Origin of the sequence: Legionella cherrii, from assembly GCF_900635815.1 — a bacterium.
GTDB classification, from domain to species: Bacteria; Pseudomonadota; Gammaproteobacteria; order Legionellales; family Legionellaceae; genus Legionella; species Legionella cherrii.
In genome coordinates this window covers 3,022,007-3,042,816 of sequence record NZ_LR134173.1, presented here as the reverse complement: position 1 = coordinate 3,042,816, position 20,810 = coordinate 3,022,007, and the positions used below count along the sequence as shown (strand labels likewise).

Below are 20,810 nucleotides of genomic sequence, written 5' to 3'. Positions count from 1 at the left end.
TTAGTCCCTTATGCAACAACGTTTTGTTCATTTACGCGTTCATACAGAATTTTCTTTAGTTGATGGATTGGTACGGGTTAAGCCATTAATGAAGGCTTTACCGTCTCGAGGAATGTGCGCTGTTGCAGTTACTGATTATTGTAATTTATTTGCTGCAGTCAAGCACTACAAAAGTGCTGTTGATGCAGGAATCAAACCGATTATTGGCAGTGATTTACCTTGTCATGATCCTGATCAACCAGAACGCGTATCGTCTCTGGTTCTTTTATGTCTTAATTCAGAAGGGTATAAAAATTTAACTTGCCTTATTTCCAAAGCCTATCAAGAAGGTCAATATCAAGGGCAGCCCAGGGTTCAAAATCAGTGGATCAAGGAGTACTCAGCAGGACTTATTGCTTTATCCGGAGGAAGATTGGGGGATATAGGTCAAGCCTTATTGGCGAATGATATTGCTTTAGCCAAAAGTCGAGCTTTATATTGGCAGAATGTTTTTCCCAATCGTTTTTATTTGGAAGTTCAACGCACAGGCCGACCTGACGAAATACGCTACAATGAGCAATTAATTGCTTTAGCTGATGAACTGCAATTGCCTTTGGTAGCAACGAATGATGTGTGTTTTCTGGATCAAGATGATTTTGAGGCTCATGAAGCGCGTGTTTGTATTCATGAGGGATATACATTAGCTGATCCGAGAAGAGTACAAAAGTATAGTGCACAGCAGTACTTACGATCAGCGGATGAAATGATTGCCTTATTTTCTGATTTACCTTCTGCAATAGAAAATACGGTCGAAATCAGTAAACGATGCACCGTAAAATTGGATCTAGGTAACAATTATCTCCCTAATTTCCCAATACCGGATGGATCTACCGTTGAAAACTATTTATCCATTTATCACAAGTAGGTTTAGAAGAGCGCCTACTCCAAATATTTAAAAACAAATCTTCACAAGAACTGCAGGCAGCCCGAGAGGAATACGACAAACGTTTGCAGGTTGAGCTGACAGTTATCAATAATATGGGATTTGCTGGCTACTTCCTCATTGTAGCCGACTTCATACAATGGGCAAAAAAGAATGGAGTTCCTGTCGGACCAGGGCGAGGTTCGGGTGCTGGCTCATTGGTTGCTTATGCATTAAAAATTACTGATTTGGATCCCTTGGAATACGAATTACTGTTTGAGCGTTTTTTAAATCCAGAGCGGGGTATCTATGCCTGACTTTGATATCGATTTTTGCATGGAAGGCCGTGATCGGGTCATTGATTATGTAGCAGAGAAGTACGGCAGACAAAGTGTTTCACAAATTATTACCTTTGGTACTATGGCTGCAAAAGCAGTCGTACGTGATGTAGGGCGTGTTTTAGGCCATCCTTATGGATTTGTTGATAAATTAGCAAAATTAATTCCTTTTGAGATAGGCATCACTTTAAACAAAGCTTTGGAGCAAGAAGAAGAACTTAAACGTCGTTACACAGAAGAAGAGGAAGTTAAAGAGCTTATTGATTTGGCATTAAAGCTTGAGGGGATAACGCGAAATGCAGGAAAACATGCTGGAGGAGTTGTTATTGCACCTTCCCAACTGACCGATTTTACTGCGATTTATTGTGAAGAGGGATCCACTCAAATTGTTAGTCAATTTGATAAAGATGATGTTGAGGCAGCTGGTTTAGTCAAGTTTGACTTCTTGGGCTTAAGAACTCTGACGATTATCGATTGGGCATTGGCGACTGTAAATAAAAAACAGGCACTTGAAGGATTGCCTCCAGTGGATATCAGTCAAATACCTACTGATGATGCGGCAACTTTTGATTTATTAAAAGCGTGTAAAACAACAGCAGTTTTTCCAGCTCGAATCGCGTGGTATGAAAGAATTGATTAATCGTCTGCAGCCAGATTGTTTTGAGGACATCATCGCGTTAGTAGCCTTATTTAGACCAGGTCCTCTACAATCTGGAATGGTGGATGATTTTATCGATCGTAAGCATGGGCGTGCGGCTGTTGATTATCCTCATCCCGATTTAGAACCTATTTTAAAACCAACATACGGCGTTATCCTGTATCAAGAGCAAGTAATGCAAATTGCACAGGTATTAGCAAATTATACTCTAGGCGCTGCAGATTTATTGCGTCGTGCTATGGGAAAGAAAAAGCCTGAAGAAATGGCGAAACAGCGGGAGATTTTTACTGAGGGAGCGACTGCTAGAGGCGTTGATGAAAAGGTTGCAACGCATATTTTTGATTTGATGGAAAAATTTGCAGGCTATGGATTTAATAAGTCGCATTCTGCAGCTTATGCACTGGTCGCATATCAAACAGCATGGCTTAAAGCACATTATCCAGCCGCATTTATGGCTGCGGTAATGTCCTCAGATATGGACAACACCGATAAAGTAGTCACATTTATTGATGAATGTGCTCATATGAAATTAACTATTTTACCCCCCTCCATCAATCACTCCATGTATCCTTTTACGGTCACTGATGATACCACCATCATTTATGGTTTGGGGGCTATAAAAGGAGTGGGGGAGTCTGCAATAGATTGCATCACCGAAGAGCGCGAAGCGGGTGGGGCTTATTCCGATTTATTTGGTTTTTGTCAACGCCTTGATCTGCGTAAGGTGAACCGGCGTGTATTAGAAGCCCTGATTAAAAGTGGAGCCTTTGATGATTGGGGTGTAGAGCGGGCTATGTTGACCGCTTCTTTGGAAAAAGCATTGAAGGTCGCAGAAAAAGAACACCAAAATCAGTCCAGTGGCCAATTTGATTTGTTTTCCTTATTGGAGGACGAGAGCAATGAGCAAAAATATGTTCCCTGTAAACCTTGGTCTGAGGCACAACGTCTTGAGGGTGAACGAGAAGTTTTGGGGTTTTATTTAACCGGACATCCCGCCGACCAATATCGACGCGAATTTGGTGATTTTATCGTTTCGATCAGTCAATTAAATCCATCCATGCATAAAAAAGCCCTTATTTGTGCGCAAATCGTTGGAATTCGCAAAATTATAACGAAACGTGGCAAGAAACTTGTAATTCTTGGGATGGATGATTCCACGGCTCGACTTGATGTTGTTGTATTTGGCGAACTTTTTGAATCGGTTGGATCTACCTTGGCAACTGGAGATATGTTGGTTATTGAAGGTGAGGTAGCACATGATGATTATAATGGTGGTGTGAAAATGACCGCAAATAATCTTTATGATATTCCAACTGCACGCACCAAATTTGCTCGATGTCTTGAATTGCGTTTGTATCCTGAACATCAGGGGATTTTAGCCTCCATTCAGGCCTTGTTAAAAGCGCATGTCGGACGTTGTACGGTTCAATTTTCATATAGCAATGAGTATGCTCGGGCACAGTTAAGTTTGGCGCCACAATGGCAGGTAATTCCCAGCGATGAGTTACTTGGCCTTTTGACTAATCTTTTAGGTGATGAGCATGTTGTGATGCGGTATTAAGGTCTAATTACAATTCTGCTATTTGGGCCATTTTGACTCAATCTAGCACATTGTAAGTAGACCCCTGGCTTTTAATTCTCTAAAAGCCTATCCATTTTGGCGGCGCAAATGAAATCATTATGACTCAGACCGTTGAGGGCATGGGTCATAAAACGAACGTGGCAATAATTATAACCAACTTCTAAATCAGGGTGATGATTTTCGGTATTCGCTATCCAGGCCAACGCGTTGACAAAAGCCATTGTTTCGTAAAAATCTTTAAAAGATAAACTACGTTTAATGATGCGATTATCCGCACTCACTTCCCAATTTTTATTCAATTGTGGCATCAAATTTTTAATTTGTTCTGCATTTAATGCAGCTCCAATGCCTTCACATGATTCACAATGTTTGCTGCTTAAATCACTGGTCATTTTATTTCCTTACTTGTAGTAATTACTCAACGCATCAAGAAATCGATTATTCTGCTCTTTAGTTCCAACAGTTACACGCAGGTAATTGTTCATTTTATAGGGATGCAGAGGTCTCAATATAATACCCCGATCCAATAGATAGTTATAGAGCAAGATGCCGTCTTCTTTACAGTCAAAGGTCAAAAAATTGCATGCAGAGGGTAGGTAATTGAGATCCAATTCATTCAGTCCCTGTTTTATTTGCAGCATTCCTTCTTCATTGATTTGTAAGCTTAACTGGAGAAACTGCTCATCATCCAGGGCTGCATGGGCAGTGGTCAATGCGACCTGATTGACTGTAAATGGCAGTTGTATGCGAAGCATGAGCTCAATCACTGAAGGATGGGCTATGGCATAACCTAAACGAACGCCGGCTAACCCGTATATTTTTGAAAAGGTTCGCGTAATCACCAGATTAGGGTGTTGCGCTAACCATTCGATACTGTTGCAATTGTATTGGGATGCTGCGTATTCATAATAAGCTTCATCAAGCACCAACAGGGTGCTTTCGGGAATATTTTCTAACAAGCGTTTTACCTCTTTGGGATTGATTAACATGCCGGTAGGATTATTGGGATTTGCAAGAAAAATGATTCCTGTTTTTGAATTGCATGCTTGGATCAAGTTATCTATGTTAACCGTCCAATCAGTATTTACCGCAATGGAGTGAAAAGGAATGTTCAATGTTTGTGCCTGAATTGCATAAGTGCTAAACGCATATTCATGGGTGAGAATGTGTTTGTCATGATGCAGTACAAAGCAGTTGAGGAGCAGAGTGTATATGTAATCCGAACCATTACTCACAAAAAGCTGGTTGGTATTGATATTCAGTTTATTCGCCAATTTGGTCATTAACGGATGATTCATTGGTGAGGGGTAAGTTGCCAAGAGGTGGGCTGACATTTTTTGTAATGCAGCTTGGGCTAAAGGACTGCAACCCAGTGGATTTTCGTTACTGGCCATTTTAATAATGTGACTGTCGCTAATCCCTTTTTCACGTGCTAATTCTTCTATTGCTTTACCTGGTTTATAGGGGATTAAAGATTGTATGCCGAGATGTGGTAATTGTTGAAAGTTAACTGCCATAAATTTTCCCTAATTATAAATTTTTTCATATTATCCAAGGTTTAGCATTCTGTCACGAGCTCATTCAAACAAAGAAATTTTTTTAGGGTTCTTTAAGGTTCAATCGTTTTACCGGGGATTAAAGAAGCCCCGGTATTGTGTTTATTGATGAGAGGTTTTCATTTGGGCAAGTAACTCATCAAAGGCGAAATTGCGAGCCAAATCGGTTTCTTTTAAAGGTTTACGATCAACAGGGCATGAATGGTGTTGTTTTACCCAAAATCGAATGCCTTGTGTTCCAGATTTATTATCATCGTTAAAAGTATGGCCATCGCGATCCATTACGGTAGGAATCCCATTAACGCCTAAAGGCTCGAGCGTAATGGGATCAAGAAGTTGGTTTTTAGAGCTTTCTGACGAAGCTTCCCCTTTTAACGGGCCCAAAAGGAGCTGCGTCCATGATGTGTGGCTGTAATGTTTCACTTGATCGCAAAATTCATCTGAGTGTACTGCAGTAGGGGGGATACAACACTCATGGTCGGGATTTTCAAGTGATACAGGAACTTGTCCTGACTTCGCATAAACGAGTGCAACACCATTGAGTACCGCAGTACGAGCCAGTTCGAGTAAATCGATGCATTTGCTTAGAAAATAAGTAGGCAGAGAGAGAGTCAGTCCAAGAGCCCAGCCAGAAAGACCACCCAATGCACAGCCTAATACTGCGATAGGCCTGGACAAGGATAAAAAAGGCAAGAAAAATTCAAGAGCTTTTGCAATGATAAAGGGGATGGCGGTCAGTGCTATCCCCACAGTAGCAGTTCCTAAATTCCAGGCTTTTTGAAAATAACTTTGGGGAACTTCATAGACATTAAGTGATTCGAAAAAAGTTGTTTTACCGATAAAAGCTGCGAAGTAATCCAGTGAGTTGGATATCTTTTTGTTGAGGAAAATAAGTCCCCGAAATAATAAATCAGGAAAAAATAAAGCAGTACCAATAAGTGCACCAATTGGGGCGCCAATTGCAAATCCTAAAGCTTCCCCAATCCAGCCAAATACTCCACGCATTACTCCATGATGGCGTGTGCCGTCAGCATAATCGATGTATGCACTATTTTCATTCCAGTATGAGGTATAATCAGGGACCCAAAACATGGCTAAGATAAGGTCAAGAATGATGCCGGGAATACTCGTAATTTCTCTTAATACCAGGCGGGTCAATACATGACCTACGGTCATGCCTTTAGCGAAATAAGCATACATTGTTTTTCATCCTCTAAATTCTTAATGTTTGGGAATGGTGCTCCTCGATTCCGCCGCCATTTTAAGCTCATGAAAGCTAAATAACAATCCAATAGGGCTTATATATTTCACTTTGTACAATTGCGTTACTTTTTTGGGGCTAATACAGCTCTTGCATTTTTATTTTCAGAGCGCTAACCTTTCGGCGGCAAACCAACCACAGGAAAATGGAATATGAATTGGCAAAAGGGATTTTCCCTTACTGAAGTATTGGTCTCTTTATTGCTTGTAACCACATTGGCTTTAACTTTGTTGCAGCAGCGAGGGCAGAGCAAACAACTATTAAATCAGTTGGTCTTACGCATGCAAGCCTCCCAGTTTCTTGATCAAATCGAAGAATCTCTTGTGGCTCAGGTTCCGAAATTACCATCCGCTCCTACACCTTATCATTTGGAAATACAACTTAAAAATCAACACGTACTGGTTCAACTTGCCTGGTTTGAACAATCAGGGGTTCTAACCCGTAAACGCAGTTCCACAGGCAGTATAAAATGAAAAAACAAGCGGGCCTCAGCTTAACTGAGGTTTTGATAAGCCTTTTTCTGACCAGTGTGATTATCACTACTTTATTTCAACTTTATTTGGGGAGTAAACGCCAATATGTTGAAATTGAGAAAATTTTGACAACGCGCTTTGATCTGCAATGGGTGAGTGATTTACTGAGTGATAGTATTCGGCGTGCAGGTTTTACTCCTTGTTTGGGCATCGATCGCCTGCAAGTTATTGATCGCAGAAATCATCAAAATAAGATACAAGCACTCCAAATTGGCAATCAACCCAATCAATTCATACAAGTAAATCGTATGAATGAGCATTTTACAAAAATAGTCAAAATTCAAGGTGCAACACGAATATTAGTGCAGAATCCAGTAAGTTTTCATAAAAAGCGACCTGTACTGATTGCTGATTGTGAGCATGCAGAGGTACAAGAACTACTTGAGATAGAACAACAGGCTGAGAACTCACTCATTACCTTGAACAAACCATTATTTTTTTCCTACGATGGTTCGGTATATATAGGTGAGTATCTTGAGGAGAAATGGTTCATTAAGAAAAATGCACAGGGTGTGGATGCTTTGCATTATCAATTGGTACAGAGTGAGGAAGTAACCCCGTTGATTCATTTTCTGCATACCCGAAATCAACGTATCAAAGAGAAACAGTTTCTTGAAATGATCGTGGGATTGGATGAAAACAAAACACTAGAACTTAGAGTGGCGGTGCGTAGTTCATGAATAACAATAATGGATTTGTTTTATTAGTGACTATGCTTATTATCGGGGTGATTGGCTTACTTACATTGACTTCAATGCAGCATACTTTGCTTTATTACAAGGCAATTAACCAACAAGAAGTAGTGCATCAGAATTTTTATCAATTAGAAGATGTGGCGTTGCAATTGCTTCATCAACATACAGAGTTTAATTCGGATTGTGTGATAAACACAGATTCTGCGAATCAGGTGATGCATCATCTTCTTCATAACAAAGGTTGCTCTTTGATAAGTGGTAAGATTCAATACAAATATTACATTGAGGATTTAGGTGAGTTTCCCTGTTTAAGAGCGCATTATCGAGGGCGAAAATCTGCGACACATCATCAACGAATTACTATTGTACCTGTTGAAAATGGGACTCTGGGATCTTTATTACAAATACGATTTATACGTAGAGGCAGAGTAGTGCCTTGTCTGGCAAAGGAACATTCAATTTCCCTAGGGGTGAGCAGTTGGCGGTATTTGCCTGCTCTATAAAGTATAAAATCTAGCCTGGGTTCAGCGAGGGGAAACCCGGGTTCTTTGTCATATATTTCGATGGTTTCGCTGTTGCACCCCAGGCAACATTTTTAAAGATACTAATATTTTCTTGAGCTATCTAAAACCTGGTTGTATTGTAGTGGTTAGGATAAATAGAGAGGTTTTTAGGTGCGTTTACAAAAGATTCTTGAATTTAAGTATTGGCCGCAAATTGCTGTTCTTGCGCTGTTGTTCGCGGGATATGTTGCCTATCGTTATTTTGCTTATTATGACACACGTTCGAATGATGCCTATGTTTCCGCAAATATAATCAATATGGCCTCCATAGTTTCTGGACCAGTTACCCATATTTACGTTAAAGAGAACCAAAAAGTTAAAAAGGGCGACAAGCTTATTGAAATTGATCCTCTTCCCTATACTTATGCCGTACAACAAGCTAAGGCTAAATTAAACATTGCCAAATTGAATTATGAAAATGAAAAAGCGAATGTGATTAAGGCAGAACAACGATTAAAAGCAGCTCAAATTCAGTTGAATTTAAGTCAGGATCACTATGAACGCTATTCAAAATTGCAAGCGAAAGGAGATATGGCCAAGATCACTTTAATTAATTTGGCCGATAAAATGAAAGAACAAGCCGCAGCAATTAAGGAAGCAGAAGAACAACTTAGAATTGCCCAAACCAATTTAGATGATAATGAAATTTTAGCAGCACAGGCAGAATTGGCACAGGCAAATTATCTTCTGGATCATACTACCCTTGTAGCACCGGATGATGGCTACATTACTAATTTTAATCTGCGTGTAGGTCAATATATCAAAGTTGGAGAAGGATTATTTGCTTTTATAGAAACCAAACACTGGTGGATAGTTACCCGCTACAGGGAAACAGCAATTCGCTTGATACAACCTGGTGACAAGGCAAAAATTATGGTTGATATGTATCCGGGAAAAGTATTCCATGGCCATGTAGACAGTATTGGTTGGGGAATCAATCGGGTACAAAGTGGCAATGTTGCTCCTTCAACCCTAGTTTATTTAGAAGCAACTGAAGACTGGATTCGCATTGCACAACGTTTTCCGGTGCGAATTTATATTGATGATTTAACTGATGAATACCCTATGCGCATTGGAGCCAATGCGACTACTATTACCTACAGGTGATATGTGTTTTTCTGGCCTCAAACGGTTGAAAACAGAGCCGCCATAAGAACAGCACTTGCTGCGTTAGCTGCTGTGTTGCTTTCATTCAAATTTCATTTGGAAACACCTTTTTGGTCAGGAATGAGCGTTGTTGTGGTTTCCAATTTGTATACCGGTAACATCATTGATAAAGCCATGTTGCGTATTATTGGCACTATTGCCGGGGCATTTTTGGGCTTTTATGTTGCAGGACTTGTTGCCAACAGTTTTTTACTCTATTTTCTTTCCTGCTTTTCAATCGTGTGTATCGGTAGCTATTATTACAGTTTTAGTATCAATGGTTATGCTTATTTATTAGGTGCACTTTGTGCTTTCCTTATTATTTCACAAGTCACTATAAATCCACAAAACGCTTTTTTCGTCGCGATTTGGAGGCCGGTTGAGATTGGAATTGGTGTGTTAGTATCGGCAATCAGTGCTTATTTTATTTTTCCAAATCATTTAAAAGACAACATCACCATACAACTTCATGATATTTTTACCGATTTTTCGACGGGTATCATTCAATTACTCAATATGTTGCGTGAGGGTAATCCGGATTTTGATTTGTTGGCGCAAAACAATTTAAAGTTAAAAAAGAAACTACGTAAAGCAGTAGAGCTCATTGGCGCAATGAACCACGAATTAGGGGTTACTAAAGCAAAAACTGACCAGGTTCGTGCTTTATTGGATCTTTTTTATGATGTGTCACGGCAGTTACAATATTTGATTTTAATTTCACCCCAGCATAGTGATTTAACAATTGTGCAATCATTATCGATAGAGCCTGTTCTGAATGCAATTCAATCCGATCTGGCGCAGTTGCAACTGGCTTTTTCGAATCAAGAGATGCTTCTGGAGCTAAAAACAGAGGCGGCAATTGCGGAATTAGAAATGCATGTGAAACAGATTCAAAAAAGTGACGAGGGAAGTCTTTTTTATTTGAATCCCAAAACGAACACAGACCTGGGAGCACAAGAGCCTGCTTTTAAGAGTAATTTTATCTATGCGTTTATCCATTTCCTGCATCAGGTGAATCAAAGTCTTCTTTTGATGCACTCGTTATTAAGCCACATTCCTCTAGGCATGACTGCAAAATTTCAAGTCTTAAAAACCCAAGAGCGAATCCGTACGGATAGGGATGTCATTAAGCGCAGCATTAAGGCTGGATTTTCAGTTATTCTTGCTTTAGGTTTTTGGATGGTAACTAATTGGCCTGGTGGTTTAAATGGAATTATCAGTAGTCTGGTGATCTCGATTCGTAAAAATCTTTTTGAAATGAAAAATGTCAGTATTCATCGTTTACTCGGCTGTATTTTGGGCGGGGGCATTGCTTTATTTTCCTTATTTCTCATCAAGATGAATCTTTATGATTTTATTTTAATATTTTTTCTTTCAGTTTGGGGTTTTTCCTATTTTATGTTCAAGTTGCCTAAATATTCTTATATTGGGTTACAGGCAAATATTGCTTTAATCATTTCTCTTGCTCAGGAAGGAGGGCCTCCTGTTTATTTAGGACCCCCATTGCAACGTCTAGGCGGGATTGTCATTGGAATTGTAGCCAGTTTTATTGTGGCGAATCTTTTATGGCGTTCTGACGTATGGACTATGTTGAATCGTTATCTTAACAAACTGTACCTTTATATGGGGCAAAATTTAAAGCAAATACTCTTAGCTCCAGGGAATCAAAAAAAACTGCATGATTTAGCCAATTTGTTTTGGACCTCCCGAGGATTGATTGAATCACTTGCTGATGAACCCTTAAGCGCAAAAAAGCAAGGTATGTTGGTGGAGTTGAGGAAGCGTTTTGATTCTTTGGTGATGATACAGGCAACTATGAGTCATATTTTAGGAGCGGTTAATCGAGAAAAAGTTGAGGAAGCAGCGCAATTATTAGGATGCGACTTATTTTTTTATGAAAAAGAGGTATGGACTGCTTTTACCCAACATGATACTGCATCTGGATTGAAATTAAGTGCACAGTTAAACGATTTACTCTCTGAAATTGATAAGAAAAAGACATTTTCCAAAGTTTCTGATAGTGATTTAAGAGGATTTTTAGCTTATATCAATGCGTTAAACCAATTGGTTTTAAGAATTCATTAGGAACTTAAGTCATCTTCGGAGCTGATAGGGTGCTACAACAGGGAGAACCCTGGTTGAGGTACAGTACTAGGAATCGGATATCCCGATCAATACCCGGGACAATTGGGGACTGTAGTTTCATGGTGCACAGATCCTAATATTTTTTAAGTTGAGAATTTATTCACTTTTTTTGTTTGTGGGTTTCAGGAAAATTGATTAGAATCATTCGGTTATAAAAAATATTTTTTGCTTACCAAGTGTTTTTTATAAGAGCCAGATGTATAAATCTTGTCATTAATCGTTGCAAAATATTCCATAACGTGTAAAAATTGTCCGCCTATGAAAACGAAAATTCTCTCTATTACAACTTTTTTAGCCTTAATTGCCTTGAGTTTTTCAGCGTGGTGGTTTTGGTCGATGAAAAAACCATCCACTCTGTTTAGACAGGCTAATTTTGATCGATTACCCGGTTGGAAATCTGCAGATTTAAAAAAATCGTTACAGACTTTTCAGACTTCGTGCCGGGCTTTTATTAAGCAAAATCCTGAGCAGATTGTGGGTACGGAGCATATTAACTTGCAGGTAAAGGATTGGCAGCCAGCCTGTAACGCTGCTTTAAAAATTTCTCCTACTGCTGAAAAAGAAGTAAGACAGTTTTTTGAAACGTGGTTTACTCCAGTGGAGTTTACCGATACGGGCGAAAAACCTGGTTTATTTACTGGTTATTATGTGCCTGCAATTAAAGGCAGTTATACTAAATCCAAAAAATATCACGTTCCTCTTTATGAAACGCCAGATGATTTGGTGACGTCTGATTTAGGACTTTTCTTTAATGACTTAAAAAATCGCAGTATTGTAGGTCGTTTAGAAGGTAAAAAACTGGTTCCTTATTATACTCGTGCACAAATTAATCGTGGGGCACTTAAAGGCAAAGCACGTGTTTTAGTATGGATTAATAGCCCCATCGATCGTTTGTTTTTGGAAATTCAAGGTTCGGGAGTCATTGAGCTTGAGAATGGTCAGAATCTTTATGTGGGTTATGACGCACAGAATGGAGCTCCTTACACTGCTATTGCTGGAGTTTTGATCAAAAAAGGAGTTATGACTAAAGACAATGCATCCATGCAAGCAATAAAACGTTATTTGGAAGCTCATCCCAAACAGATGGATAAAGTGATTAATAAAAATAAGTCGTTTGTTTTCTTCCGTAAAATGACTGAGGGTGTCGCTTTGGGCTCACAAGGTGTTGCTTTAACTCCAGGTTATTCTCTTGCTATTGATAAGCAATGGATACCCATGGGCGCTCCTCTTTGGTTAACGACTACGCGTCCAGACAGTACCAATCCTGATGAAAATAAGCCATTGCAACGCTTAATGATTGCTCAAGATACAGGCGGAGCGATACGTGGCAAAGTCCGTGGGGATGTCTTTTGGGGCGGCGGTGAAAAAGCGACGCTGATTGCTGGCCATATGAAGAATCATGGTCATTATTGGATTCTTTTACCTAAAAATGCAGTATCTCGCTTAGAGAAGAATAAATTAATTTCTGGGTAATTTTGCCCTCATCCCTCTCCCGTGAAACGGGAGAGGGGATTTTGTCCTTGTCCGTCATCCTGAGCCATAGCGAGTGATTTTCCTATCTTAAAGCGGTGCTATGGCCTGGAGATCCCTCGATGACACTGGCAGGGCGGATGAAGGGAATCCTAGCTTTGATGACCAGCAGTCTTTTTCCCTGCTTCTTTAAATGGTGGGATAACGCTATTTAATGCTTCTTTATTGTTATTCAAAGATTGAGCGGTATTGTCCTTTAAGGCATCAGCTAAACTAATGAATTTGTATCCATGCTTTTTATAGAGTGCAATGATGTCTTCTAAACATAAGCTGTTGAGAAGATTGGCATGGATTAATAAAATTTGTTTGACATTTTTTCCTTTAGCATTTTTCTCTGCTCTTAAAGTTTGTTGCCAGATGTATGCCAAATAACGTTTTTTGAATGCTGGAAGATTTTCGGCTCTTTTTCTATAAGGTATTCTGTAAAAGCGTGCATTAAACTCATAGTCTTTACTGTCTATCGTTACTGGAGCAATGGTATATTGATGTGCGACCAAATAGTCGTTCACTTTTTGTTTTTTTTGACCAGTACCCTCAGCCAAATAAGGATAACGAAAATACTTAGGTTCTGTGAGTACAGGTGCTAAGACGGTATCAGCACGATCAATATCGGCTATGTATTTATCAGCACTCATATTATTTAAGCTTTTATGAGTATAAGTGTGATTTCCTAAAGCAAATCCTTGATTGCGAAATGTTTCCAGCAAATCCCATTCATTTTTGGCTACTGCTCCGCCAATTGCAAAACCTGTGGCTGGAACTTGATTATCAACAAGTGCTTTGACGATTGCCATAAATCGACTTTGGGTTCTTTTCAGACTTGCTGGTGTGCTTGTGCCTGATCCAACAAAGGGTAAATCATCAATTGTAATTGCAATTTCTTTTTCTTCCGCAAAACATGGAGAATTAAGTATGCAAAACAAAAGCGTTACACCGGTCCATCGAAGTAACATGATATCCCCTAAGTTATTATTGTTGTTTAAAAATAACTATAGTAGACAAATTTCAAAAAAGTCTAATTTTTTTATAATTTATTCTTTATTAAGAAGATTATTTGGTGATATGATGAAAAGTTTTCAAATTTAAAACCATTAATTTTGATGCAGGTTAGGCCATGGCCTGACATTCGTTCTGCAAATACATTATGGAACTTTTGTTGGCCGAGGGCCAACCTGCATTCAGCTCATTGTTCTAATTTTTGCTTTGCTTTATGCAAACCCTCAAATATAGGCTCAGAAATATGATTTGGAAATTCAGCAGGTAATTTTTTTGAGACTTCTTGTATCACTGAATCTGTTTTTTCCAACATGTCATTGAGAATCATTTCAGCGCGGTCCGAAGAGTAATTGGCGTCTTTTGACGTGTCTAAAAAATGTCGACGTTGCAAGGTATGCCAATGGTAATGATTGTTTTTTCCCTTTAAAGCCATAGCCATTTTAATTTTCTGGGATTGCAGTTGATTTTTCTTGATCAAGGGATATGCGGAGATAATGTCATATAATGGTGAGAGCCTGTATTTTCCTTCAGCCTCAATAAAAAGGCTGAAATTTTTAGCATGTCCATCAATTGCGGCAAGTAACCAGAAAAAAACCTGGGCTCGATAAAACATATCCCGATCGGCAATTGAGTTTGCTGACCCAAGTAATAAGTTCATAATTTCTTTTATACCTGGGCCTCCATCCGATTGATACTTAATGTTGTATGAAACGCCCAGTGCTTGGCACATATCCTCTTGAGGCAATCTCATAATCCAGCTTTTATCGCGAGACAGTCTGCGATCAAATCGTTTTACAGATAAAACCTTTACGTCTTCAAAATGAAGAATGTTGCAATCGGCTACTGGTAGTCCATAGCTTTTCGCAAGAAGGGAACATAGCCACTCGTTTTCGCAACTGTCGCTTAAATCCATTTGCTGGTGAGCAATAACACCAATGGGTAATTTAAAGATATGGGTGGTTGGCGTTTCTTGAAGTGGTTCACACCATTGGTTTTCATGATATAAAAAAGCTGTTTTTTCTTGCGCTCCTGCAATAGAAATTCGGAAGTCTTCGTCCTCTTGGCTCATGCCTAAGGGGTTTATTCGATAATTTCGTAAAATTGAGGCAATTTTTTGCTCACTTACAGGTTTAAATTTAATTTTTTTCTCAAATTCAACTAATGGAGCCGTTACCAGCTGAATGGCTCCTACGCAATCTCTACCAATACCCGCGAGCAGATCAAAGGGCTGGCTGGTCGCTATTTGAAAGCGTGCTTGAATGCGCGCACGAATCTGCTGATTATCTGGAAGCAAGTTATCAAAAAAATTATATACTACATCGCCAGAATAAGTGGGATTAATAAGTGGTAAAGAGAGCGAAATAGGCCGAGATCCTGCCTGAGTTAACCAATCGTGGTGGTAGGTAAATCTCAATCCTCCCTGAGCTGTTTTCTCAAGCATCCCTACTAAAATGCCATTCATTAAGACATAAAGAGTTTGATTCTTTTTTACCATTCATCATTCCATGGATTGGTTGTTGTTTGTTCGCTTTTTGTTGATGCTTTGAAATCTAGACTAAGAGCAGATAATATTCGAAATAAAGTACTTAATCTCATATTTTCGGGATTATTTTCAATGGCAGAAATGGTTTTTTGCTTTAAGCCTACTAAATCAGCAACTTCAGCTTGGCTTAGTTTTAGTTTTTTTCGTTGATTTTTTATCAACAGTGCCAATTCCTGTGGTGAGTGGATCAGCATGAATGCTCCAGTTTGATACCTTATAAGGGATATAATTAATTGTATACCCTAATAGGGATAAATGCAATTTTATCCTCTTTAGGGTATAAATGTAACTCTATACCCCAAAGGGGATAAAGTCCAACATTTGGAAGTTTCAGCTATTCTCTGGACTACGTGGTGAGTGCATAAAATTTTGTCAAAAAGTTAATGGTCTCGAAGAATCTTCAGAATATTCTTCATCAGCAGAGTATTCTGAAGTTGAAGTATTTTCATAACTCCAATTGTTCCAAGTGTCGCCAATAGAAAAGATATCGAGAAGTTCTTCATATCTTTCTTGCAATAGAGAATACTCCTCATCAAAATATTTTTGTCTTAATGCGGCATCAGCACCATCGATATTTTGGAGTAGCTTATCACCGAATTCTTCCAAACAATTATGTAAGCTGCGAGTTACGAGACTATAGTCATCAATGCTAAAGTGATCATAATTGACCAAAATATATTGCATCATAAATTGGGTTTTCAATTGCAAGATATCCATTTTTAACTGACTTATCGCCTTAAATAAATCATCCTGATTCTTAAAGAATAAATAAGTAAAGTTAGAAAGAATGTGCTTGATTTTAATTTTTATTTCATTCATTTTTTTTGATAGCTCAATATCAGTCGTGTTATTGAGTAGTTCATCATAAGAGGATTCAATATGAGCGATGTCTTTTTCAAACTCGTTATATAATGATTCGTGAATGAGTGTCATTTTCTTATTGGATGGATTAATAAAAAAGCGTTTTGAATAAGCCATGGAGGTTCCAAAGTATATAAAGATACAAATTATACATTAAGTGATTATTTTATGCATTTTCCAGTATTACTGTTTGAATAAGAGGCATTACATTGCTAAAATGCCACCCCTTCATTTTACTGAACATATATTTAGGACGAAGTGCGTTATTTAATTGTAATTTTAATCTTATTCAATTCCATAGGTCATGCCAATATTGGCGAGCAGATTTTAAAAGAATATCAGTCTAAATTTTATACTTTACCCGTTACTCATCAAGAGCACTTTGCTATGAGAATGTATACTTTAACGGGCAATGAAGAATATATAAATCCTATTATTAACTATCTGTATTTGCTTGGGGGTAGATATAGATATCTTTATAAAAATTTACAAAATGACGTAGTGATTGAGATTGAAAACAAAAGGTTATTATCAATTACTGATGGAGATACTGAAAAAACTAAAAAAAGAATCAAAGAAAGTTTGAAGTACCCTAGAATTGCTTACTACCTCAGTTTACTCATTTTAACCAATAAAATATATTTTTATCATATGGAGGAAACTCCATTATTTCCTGACACGCGCAAAATTATTAATTTTTTAAAAACCAAAAGTAGTGATTTTGAAAAATATATTCTTGATGAGGAAAACATTAAAATATATGGGGCGCAGCTTATAAATTATGTTTATTATCTATACGATTTAGGAATTATTGATTTAAGAAAACCGTATACTCAAAAATTTAAGAACATATTCCCTGACAGTCAGGATGCCCAATTAACTGATTTGGATTATTCCGCAAAAATTTATGGTATGACCCATTTTATTTTAAGTGAAAGTCGTTATTATCAGAAGCAACTTGATCCAAATCGATTTAATTGGATAACTCAATATTTTAAAACTCATATCGATGAAATTATATCGCGCACAGAATACGATGTGATTGTTGAGGTGGGGATTTGTCTTATGCTTATCAAGAGTAAGGATTTAAAAACAATTAATAAAATCAAATCTCATTTAAAAGCCATTTACAATAAGAATTATCACATCCTTCCTAATAAGGAAAACTCATTTGACTTTATTAAAGGGGAGCATCGCAATATTTTAACAATCATGCTTTTTAGCTGGCCAAATAAATTAACTGAAGTTCCAAAATCATTGTTTCAAATCATGTTGGAGAAAAACTTTATTCTCAGTGAATATGACTCAAAGATTATCTTTGGGTTTCGTGTGCCGTATTAGATGAAGTTAAAATAGGCATAGTTGGAGAATGTTCCCAAATGATTGAAAGCGAATATACCCTTTAAATTTTTTAACTGGAGTGGTTACCAATCCTGCTGCTGATTAACACGAATAAGCTGGTTTTATTAAAATGATTTTTAGATAAAGTTATGTGGAAGCTTTTTGTGTTGGATAGACGGAGTTGTCAACATTTTCTTTTGTCGAATCTAATAACTCTTGTTCTTCTGATTTCCAAAATTTGCAGGTGTTTTTATTTTTATAGGATAGATAAATCCCTAATCCAAACACTAATGTTGTGAGAGCATAGCCTATAGTTTTTAATATTCTGATCGCTTTGTGATCATTATCGGCAGTAAATTTTTCAATAAACGCTTTATTTTCAATTAATTCGGTAAACCGATTTAGCCTGGTAAATATGTTTACGGTTGGATTGTTTAAAGCGTCTCGAGCATCCTGTGCACAATTGAATTTATCAACCAGTAATTGCAACTCAGATATATCTTTATTGCCACGATTTTCTATGGTTATTTTTGCGGGTTTTTTATGGCCGTCTTCATAATAGCTGACAGCATGGCCGCCATCATGATGATGAAGAACAACTCCAGATGGTAAATGAATGGAGTCTATGGCCCTTAGTTTTTCTGCTTGATACATTTCAAAGTCATGATCGAGTGGTTGAGTGAACTTTTCTAATTGGTTTAAAAGATGTGCTCTTTTTGCCTTTATCGCTGGAGATTGCATGCTATACCAGTTATCAAAAAACTCGCTATCCATATGACTTTTTATCGCATGAACCAGATTAGGGTTAGATTTTAGAACTTTAAATAGTGGAGCAAGGTTTCCAGCGAGCAGACAATTTTTCTTGCTAAAATCTCCTGTTCTTCGCACAGATGCTCCAACTATGGCGATTCTGTACTCTTTAACCAAATCAATACCACCGAAAGCGACAGGGGTGGTGGTTTTTAATGCTTGATGCATTTGATTTGATAACTTTTTCAAGCCAACTGGTTTTTCGTCCCATTCGGAAAAATTATTACCTAAAAAAGGTGCTGCAAAAAAATCAGCGTGGGTATACATAAAGTAAAGGACTTTAATTAATTCGGGATTATGATCATGACTCATTTTAATTGCACACGAAAAAAGATCGTTATGATAATAATAGCAAAATAAGATTAACTTAATATTAGTCAAAATGGATTTCATTTGTCCGAAAATGAGTGTGTCATTAATTGTTCATCAAGCTAAAAAGGGCTTAATTGAGCTACTGCATCTTGCTTAGGTTTCAGCTATATTTATAGATGAGGGTTGAAAAGGTATTCAAAATGAAACTGAGTAAAAAGCTGTCTTTTATGTTAGCCTATTTGTTGGTGATATTGCCTTTTATTGGTTTTTATTTTGGTCATTTTTACAGTTTTCTTCCATTTTTTGTATTATTCACCTTGATTCCTTTGATGGATGTTTGGTTCGTTGATTCAAGTAATCCAGACAGTACTCAAGAGCAGAGGTTACTCAAGGATCGATATTTCAAACTCATTACCTGGATATATGTACCGGTGCAATATAGTTTTCTGATTTTGGCGATTTATTTGGTCGTACATTATCCGTTAACGGTCACCGAATTTATTGGATTCAGTTTGTCGATTGGGCTTTTAACCGGTGGCATCGGAATTACTCTTGCCCATGAGCTCATGCATAAAAACTCCACGATTGATCAACTCCTAAGTAAAATTTTATTAGTCAGTGTATGTTACGGTCATTTTTTTATTGAGCATGTCCGTGGGCATCATGTTCATGTGGCTACGCCTAGAGATCCTGCAACAGCTCGGCTAGGGGAGAGTTTGTATCATTTTTTACCAAGGACAATTATTGGTTCTTTTCGTTCGGCGCTCAACCTAGAAGGCAAGCGTTTAAATCGTCTAGGATATTCATGGTATCATTGGAACAATCAATTTTACTGGATTATTGGTATTCCTTTTCTTTTAGCAATAGCTCTTCTTTATTATGGTGGGTGGGGGGGGCTTTTATTCTTTATCCTGCAGTCATTGACTGCCATTTTATTGTTGGAAATCATTAACTACATTGAACATTATGGTTTAGAGCGCAAGAAACTCGCTAATGGTTCCTATGAGAAAGTTTCCGCACAGCATTCATGGAATGCGAGTCATTGGCTGAGCAATATGCTCCTTTTCCATTTGCAAAGACATTCTGATCATCATGTTCATGGAGCACGCCCTTATCAACTATTAAGACATATTGACTCAAGCCCACAACTTCCTTCTGGTTATTTGGGAATGTTAATTTTGGCTCTGTTCCCCCCATTATGGCGGGGGGTAATGGATAAAAGAGTACTGATTAGTCGCTCGAAAAACTCATGAGGTCTATTTTGTATTTTCTGATGGAATACCTGCTATATAAAAAATAACATTTTTGATGTTTTTTTACAAAAAAACTGTTAAAATTTCCCGCAATTCGTAATTACTCAGCCCAAAAACGGTCACATTAAGGGCGAGTGGAGGACTGGTAAGTTTAATTAATCTCGAATCAATAAACAGGTAAAAATATTGCCTGATGGGTTGTATTTGAGTGCAATTAAGCGATATCGGCCTAAAAATGCGGCGCATCATTGCCTGTCAAAGCTCTTAGGTTCTTCAATTGCTTAGTTTCAACCTATCACGCTTATTTCTAGCCTTCAATTTAAGTGGGTTAATCCGCGGATTAACCGCAACAATAAATTTTTTAATAGGTTTATATAGAAATGAAAACTCGTGTTTTTTCTTTCGATTTTGATGGTTGTTTATTTAATAAGGCATACAACAGGGCTCCTGATGCAAATTTAGATAATCAGCAAAATCAATCTGTCGACCCTGTTGGTGCTGCACAGGTAGAAGAGCAGAGTGAGAAGGAAGCTGTAGATCATACTATTGCTGCGCCTGCTGCAACTGTGGCTTCCGCCGCTTCTAATCCAGGATGCAATCACCATGGTTTTTACAATCAAGCTGCGCGTTCCACCACGGATCGTCTTGCTCCAATTACCGAAAAATATTTTGAAGCGAGTTCCGGTCTCACCGGTTGAATTGCAGCTGCATTCTTTCCTAACTTCTAAGCAATAACAAACTGTCTTGAATTCACAGTTCAAGACAGTTGATACGTCTGTATGAGAA

At 38.0% G+C, this 20,810-nt stretch carries 17 protein-coding genes and 1 pseudogene; 10 read left to right on the top strand and 8 right to left on the bottom strand.

All coding sequences use genetic code 11. The annotated features are described in order from the left end of the window. Positions 1-10 precede the first annotated feature (10 nt). Positions 11-3,458: pseudogene (dnaE, locus tag EL022_RS12930) on the top strand (DNA polymerase III subunit alpha). Between the two features lie 71 nt (positions 3,459-3,529). On the opposite strand, the gene EL022_RS12925 reads toward dnaE, so the two are convergent. The 3 genes from EL022_RS12925 to EL022_RS12915 all read right to left on the bottom strand — a co-directional run bounded on the left by EL022_RS12925 (position 3,530) and on the right by EL022_RS12915 (position 6,235). Beyond that, the gene (locus EL022_RS12925) at positions 3,530-3,871 is read right to left on the bottom strand and encodes a 4a-hydroxytetrahydrobiopterin dehydratase (RefSeq protein WP_028380179.1); all 342 of its coding nucleotides are present in this window, start codon (positions 3,869-3,871) and stop codon (positions 3,530-3,532) included. Positions 3,872-3,880: 9 nt separating this feature from the next. Next, complete coding sequence (gene hisC, locus EL022_RS12920; protein WP_028380180.1) at positions 3,881-4,996, bottom strand: histidinol-phosphate transaminase; 1,116 nt, start codon at positions 4,994-4,996, stop codon at positions 3,881-3,883. Positions 4,997-5,137: 141 nt separating this feature from the next. Continuing rightward, on the bottom strand, positions 5,138-6,235 hold the full coding sequence (locus EL022_RS12915; RefSeq protein ID WP_028380181.1) for an RING finger protein: 1,098 nt from the start codon (positions 6,233-6,235) through the stop codon (positions 5,138-5,140). 213 nt (positions 6,236-6,448) lie between these two features. Here EL022_RS12915 and EL022_RS12910 point away from each other — a divergent pair, with 213 nt between their 5' ends. From EL022_RS12910 to mltA, 6 genes are all read left to right on the top strand, one after another. Then, on the top strand, positions 6,449-6,769 hold the full coding sequence (locus EL022_RS12910; protein WP_028380182.1) for a prepilin-type N-terminal cleavage/methylation domain-containing protein: 321 nt from the start codon (positions 6,449-6,451) through the stop codon (positions 6,767-6,769). Continuing rightward, positions 6,766-7,509: a PilW family protein gene (locus tag EL022_RS12905; RefSeq protein WP_028380183.1), complete on the top strand. Its 744-nt coding sequence runs from the start codon at positions 6,766-6,768 to the stop codon at positions 7,507-7,509. The genes EL022_RS12910 and EL022_RS12905 overlap by 4 nt, the downstream gene beginning before the upstream one ends. Next, positions 7,506-8,027: a hypothetical protein gene (locus EL022_RS12900; RefSeq protein ID WP_028380184.1), complete on the top strand. Its 522-nt coding sequence runs from the start codon at positions 7,506-7,508 to the stop codon at positions 8,025-8,027. Before EL022_RS12905 ends, EL022_RS12900 begins: the two co-directional genes overlap by 4 nt. 171 nt (positions 8,028-8,198) lie before the next feature. Next, positions 8,199-9,194, top strand: coding sequence for an efflux RND transporter periplasmic adaptor subunit (locus EL022_RS12895; protein ID WP_028380185.1), 996 nt, complete (start codon positions 8,199-8,201; stop codon positions 9,192-9,194). A gap of 3 nt (positions 9,195-9,197) precedes the next feature. Next, complete coding sequence (locus EL022_RS12890) at positions 9,198-11,318, top strand: FUSC family protein (RefSeq protein ID WP_028380186.1); 2,121 nt, start codon at positions 9,198-9,200, stop codon at positions 11,316-11,318. 318 nt (positions 11,319-11,636) lie between these two features. Next, positions 11,637-12,851: a murein transglycosylase A gene (mltA, locus tag EL022_RS12885; RefSeq protein ID WP_028380187.1), complete on the top strand. Its 1,215-nt coding sequence runs from the start codon at positions 11,637-11,639 to the stop codon at positions 12,849-12,851. A 149-nt stretch (positions 12,852-13,000) separates the two neighbouring features. Here mltA and EL022_RS12880 read toward each other — a convergent pair whose 3' ends face one another. The 4 genes from EL022_RS12880 to EL022_RS12865 form a co-directional block, all read right to left on the bottom strand. Next, complete coding sequence (locus tag EL022_RS12880; protein ID WP_028380188.1) at positions 13,001-13,861, bottom strand: polysaccharide deacetylase family protein; 861 nt, start codon at positions 13,859-13,861, stop codon at positions 13,001-13,003. A gap of 230 nt (positions 13,862-14,091) precedes the next feature. After that, positions 14,092-15,399 (bottom strand): type II toxin-antitoxin system HipA family toxin, encoded by a 1,308-nt coding sequence (locus EL022_RS12875; RefSeq protein ID WP_028380189.1) that lies wholly within the window; start codon positions 15,397-15,399, stop codon positions 14,092-14,094. Then, a complete protein-coding gene (locus tag EL022_RS12870; RefSeq protein ID WP_028380190.1) occupies positions 15,393-15,641 on the bottom strand; it encodes a helix-turn-helix domain-containing protein in 249 nt (82 codons plus the stop codon). The genes EL022_RS12875 and EL022_RS12870 overlap by 7 nt, the downstream gene beginning before the upstream one ends. 178 nt (positions 15,642-15,819) lie before the next feature. Continuing rightward, positions 15,820-16,425, bottom strand: a complete 606-nt coding sequence (locus tag EL022_RS12865) for a hypothetical protein (protein WP_051544404.1) — start codon at positions 16,423-16,425, stop codon at positions 15,820-15,822. Positions 16,426-16,566: 141 nt separating this feature from the next. On the opposite strand from EL022_RS12865, the gene EL022_RS12860 reads away from it, so the two are divergent. Beyond that, entirely contained in the window at positions 16,567-17,649 is a 1,083-nt protein-coding gene (locus EL022_RS12860) for a DUF3541 domain-containing protein (protein ID WP_028380191.1), read from the top strand. A gap of 147 nt (positions 17,650-17,796) precedes the next feature. On the opposite strand, the gene EL022_RS12855 is transcribed toward EL022_RS12860, so the two are convergent. Continuing rightward, entirely contained in the window at positions 17,797-18,771 is a 975-nt protein-coding gene (locus EL022_RS12855; protein WP_051544427.1) for a hypothetical protein, read from the bottom strand. A gap of 200 nt (positions 18,772-18,971) precedes the next feature. On the opposite strand from EL022_RS12855, the gene EL022_RS12850 reads away from it, so the two are divergent. Beyond that, positions 18,972-20,024: an alkane 1-monooxygenase gene (locus tag EL022_RS12850; protein ID WP_028380192.1), complete on the top strand. Its 1,053-nt coding sequence runs from the start codon at positions 18,972-18,974 to the stop codon at positions 20,022-20,024. Between the two features lie 380 nt (positions 20,025-20,404). Beyond that, positions 20,405-20,722 carry a hypothetical protein gene (locus EL022_RS12845; RefSeq protein ID WP_028380193.1) on the top strand — a complete coding sequence of 106 codons (318 nt, stop codon included), beginning with the start codon at positions 20,405-20,407 and terminating at the stop codon, positions 20,720-20,722. Positions 20,723-20,810 lie beyond the last annotated feature (88 nt).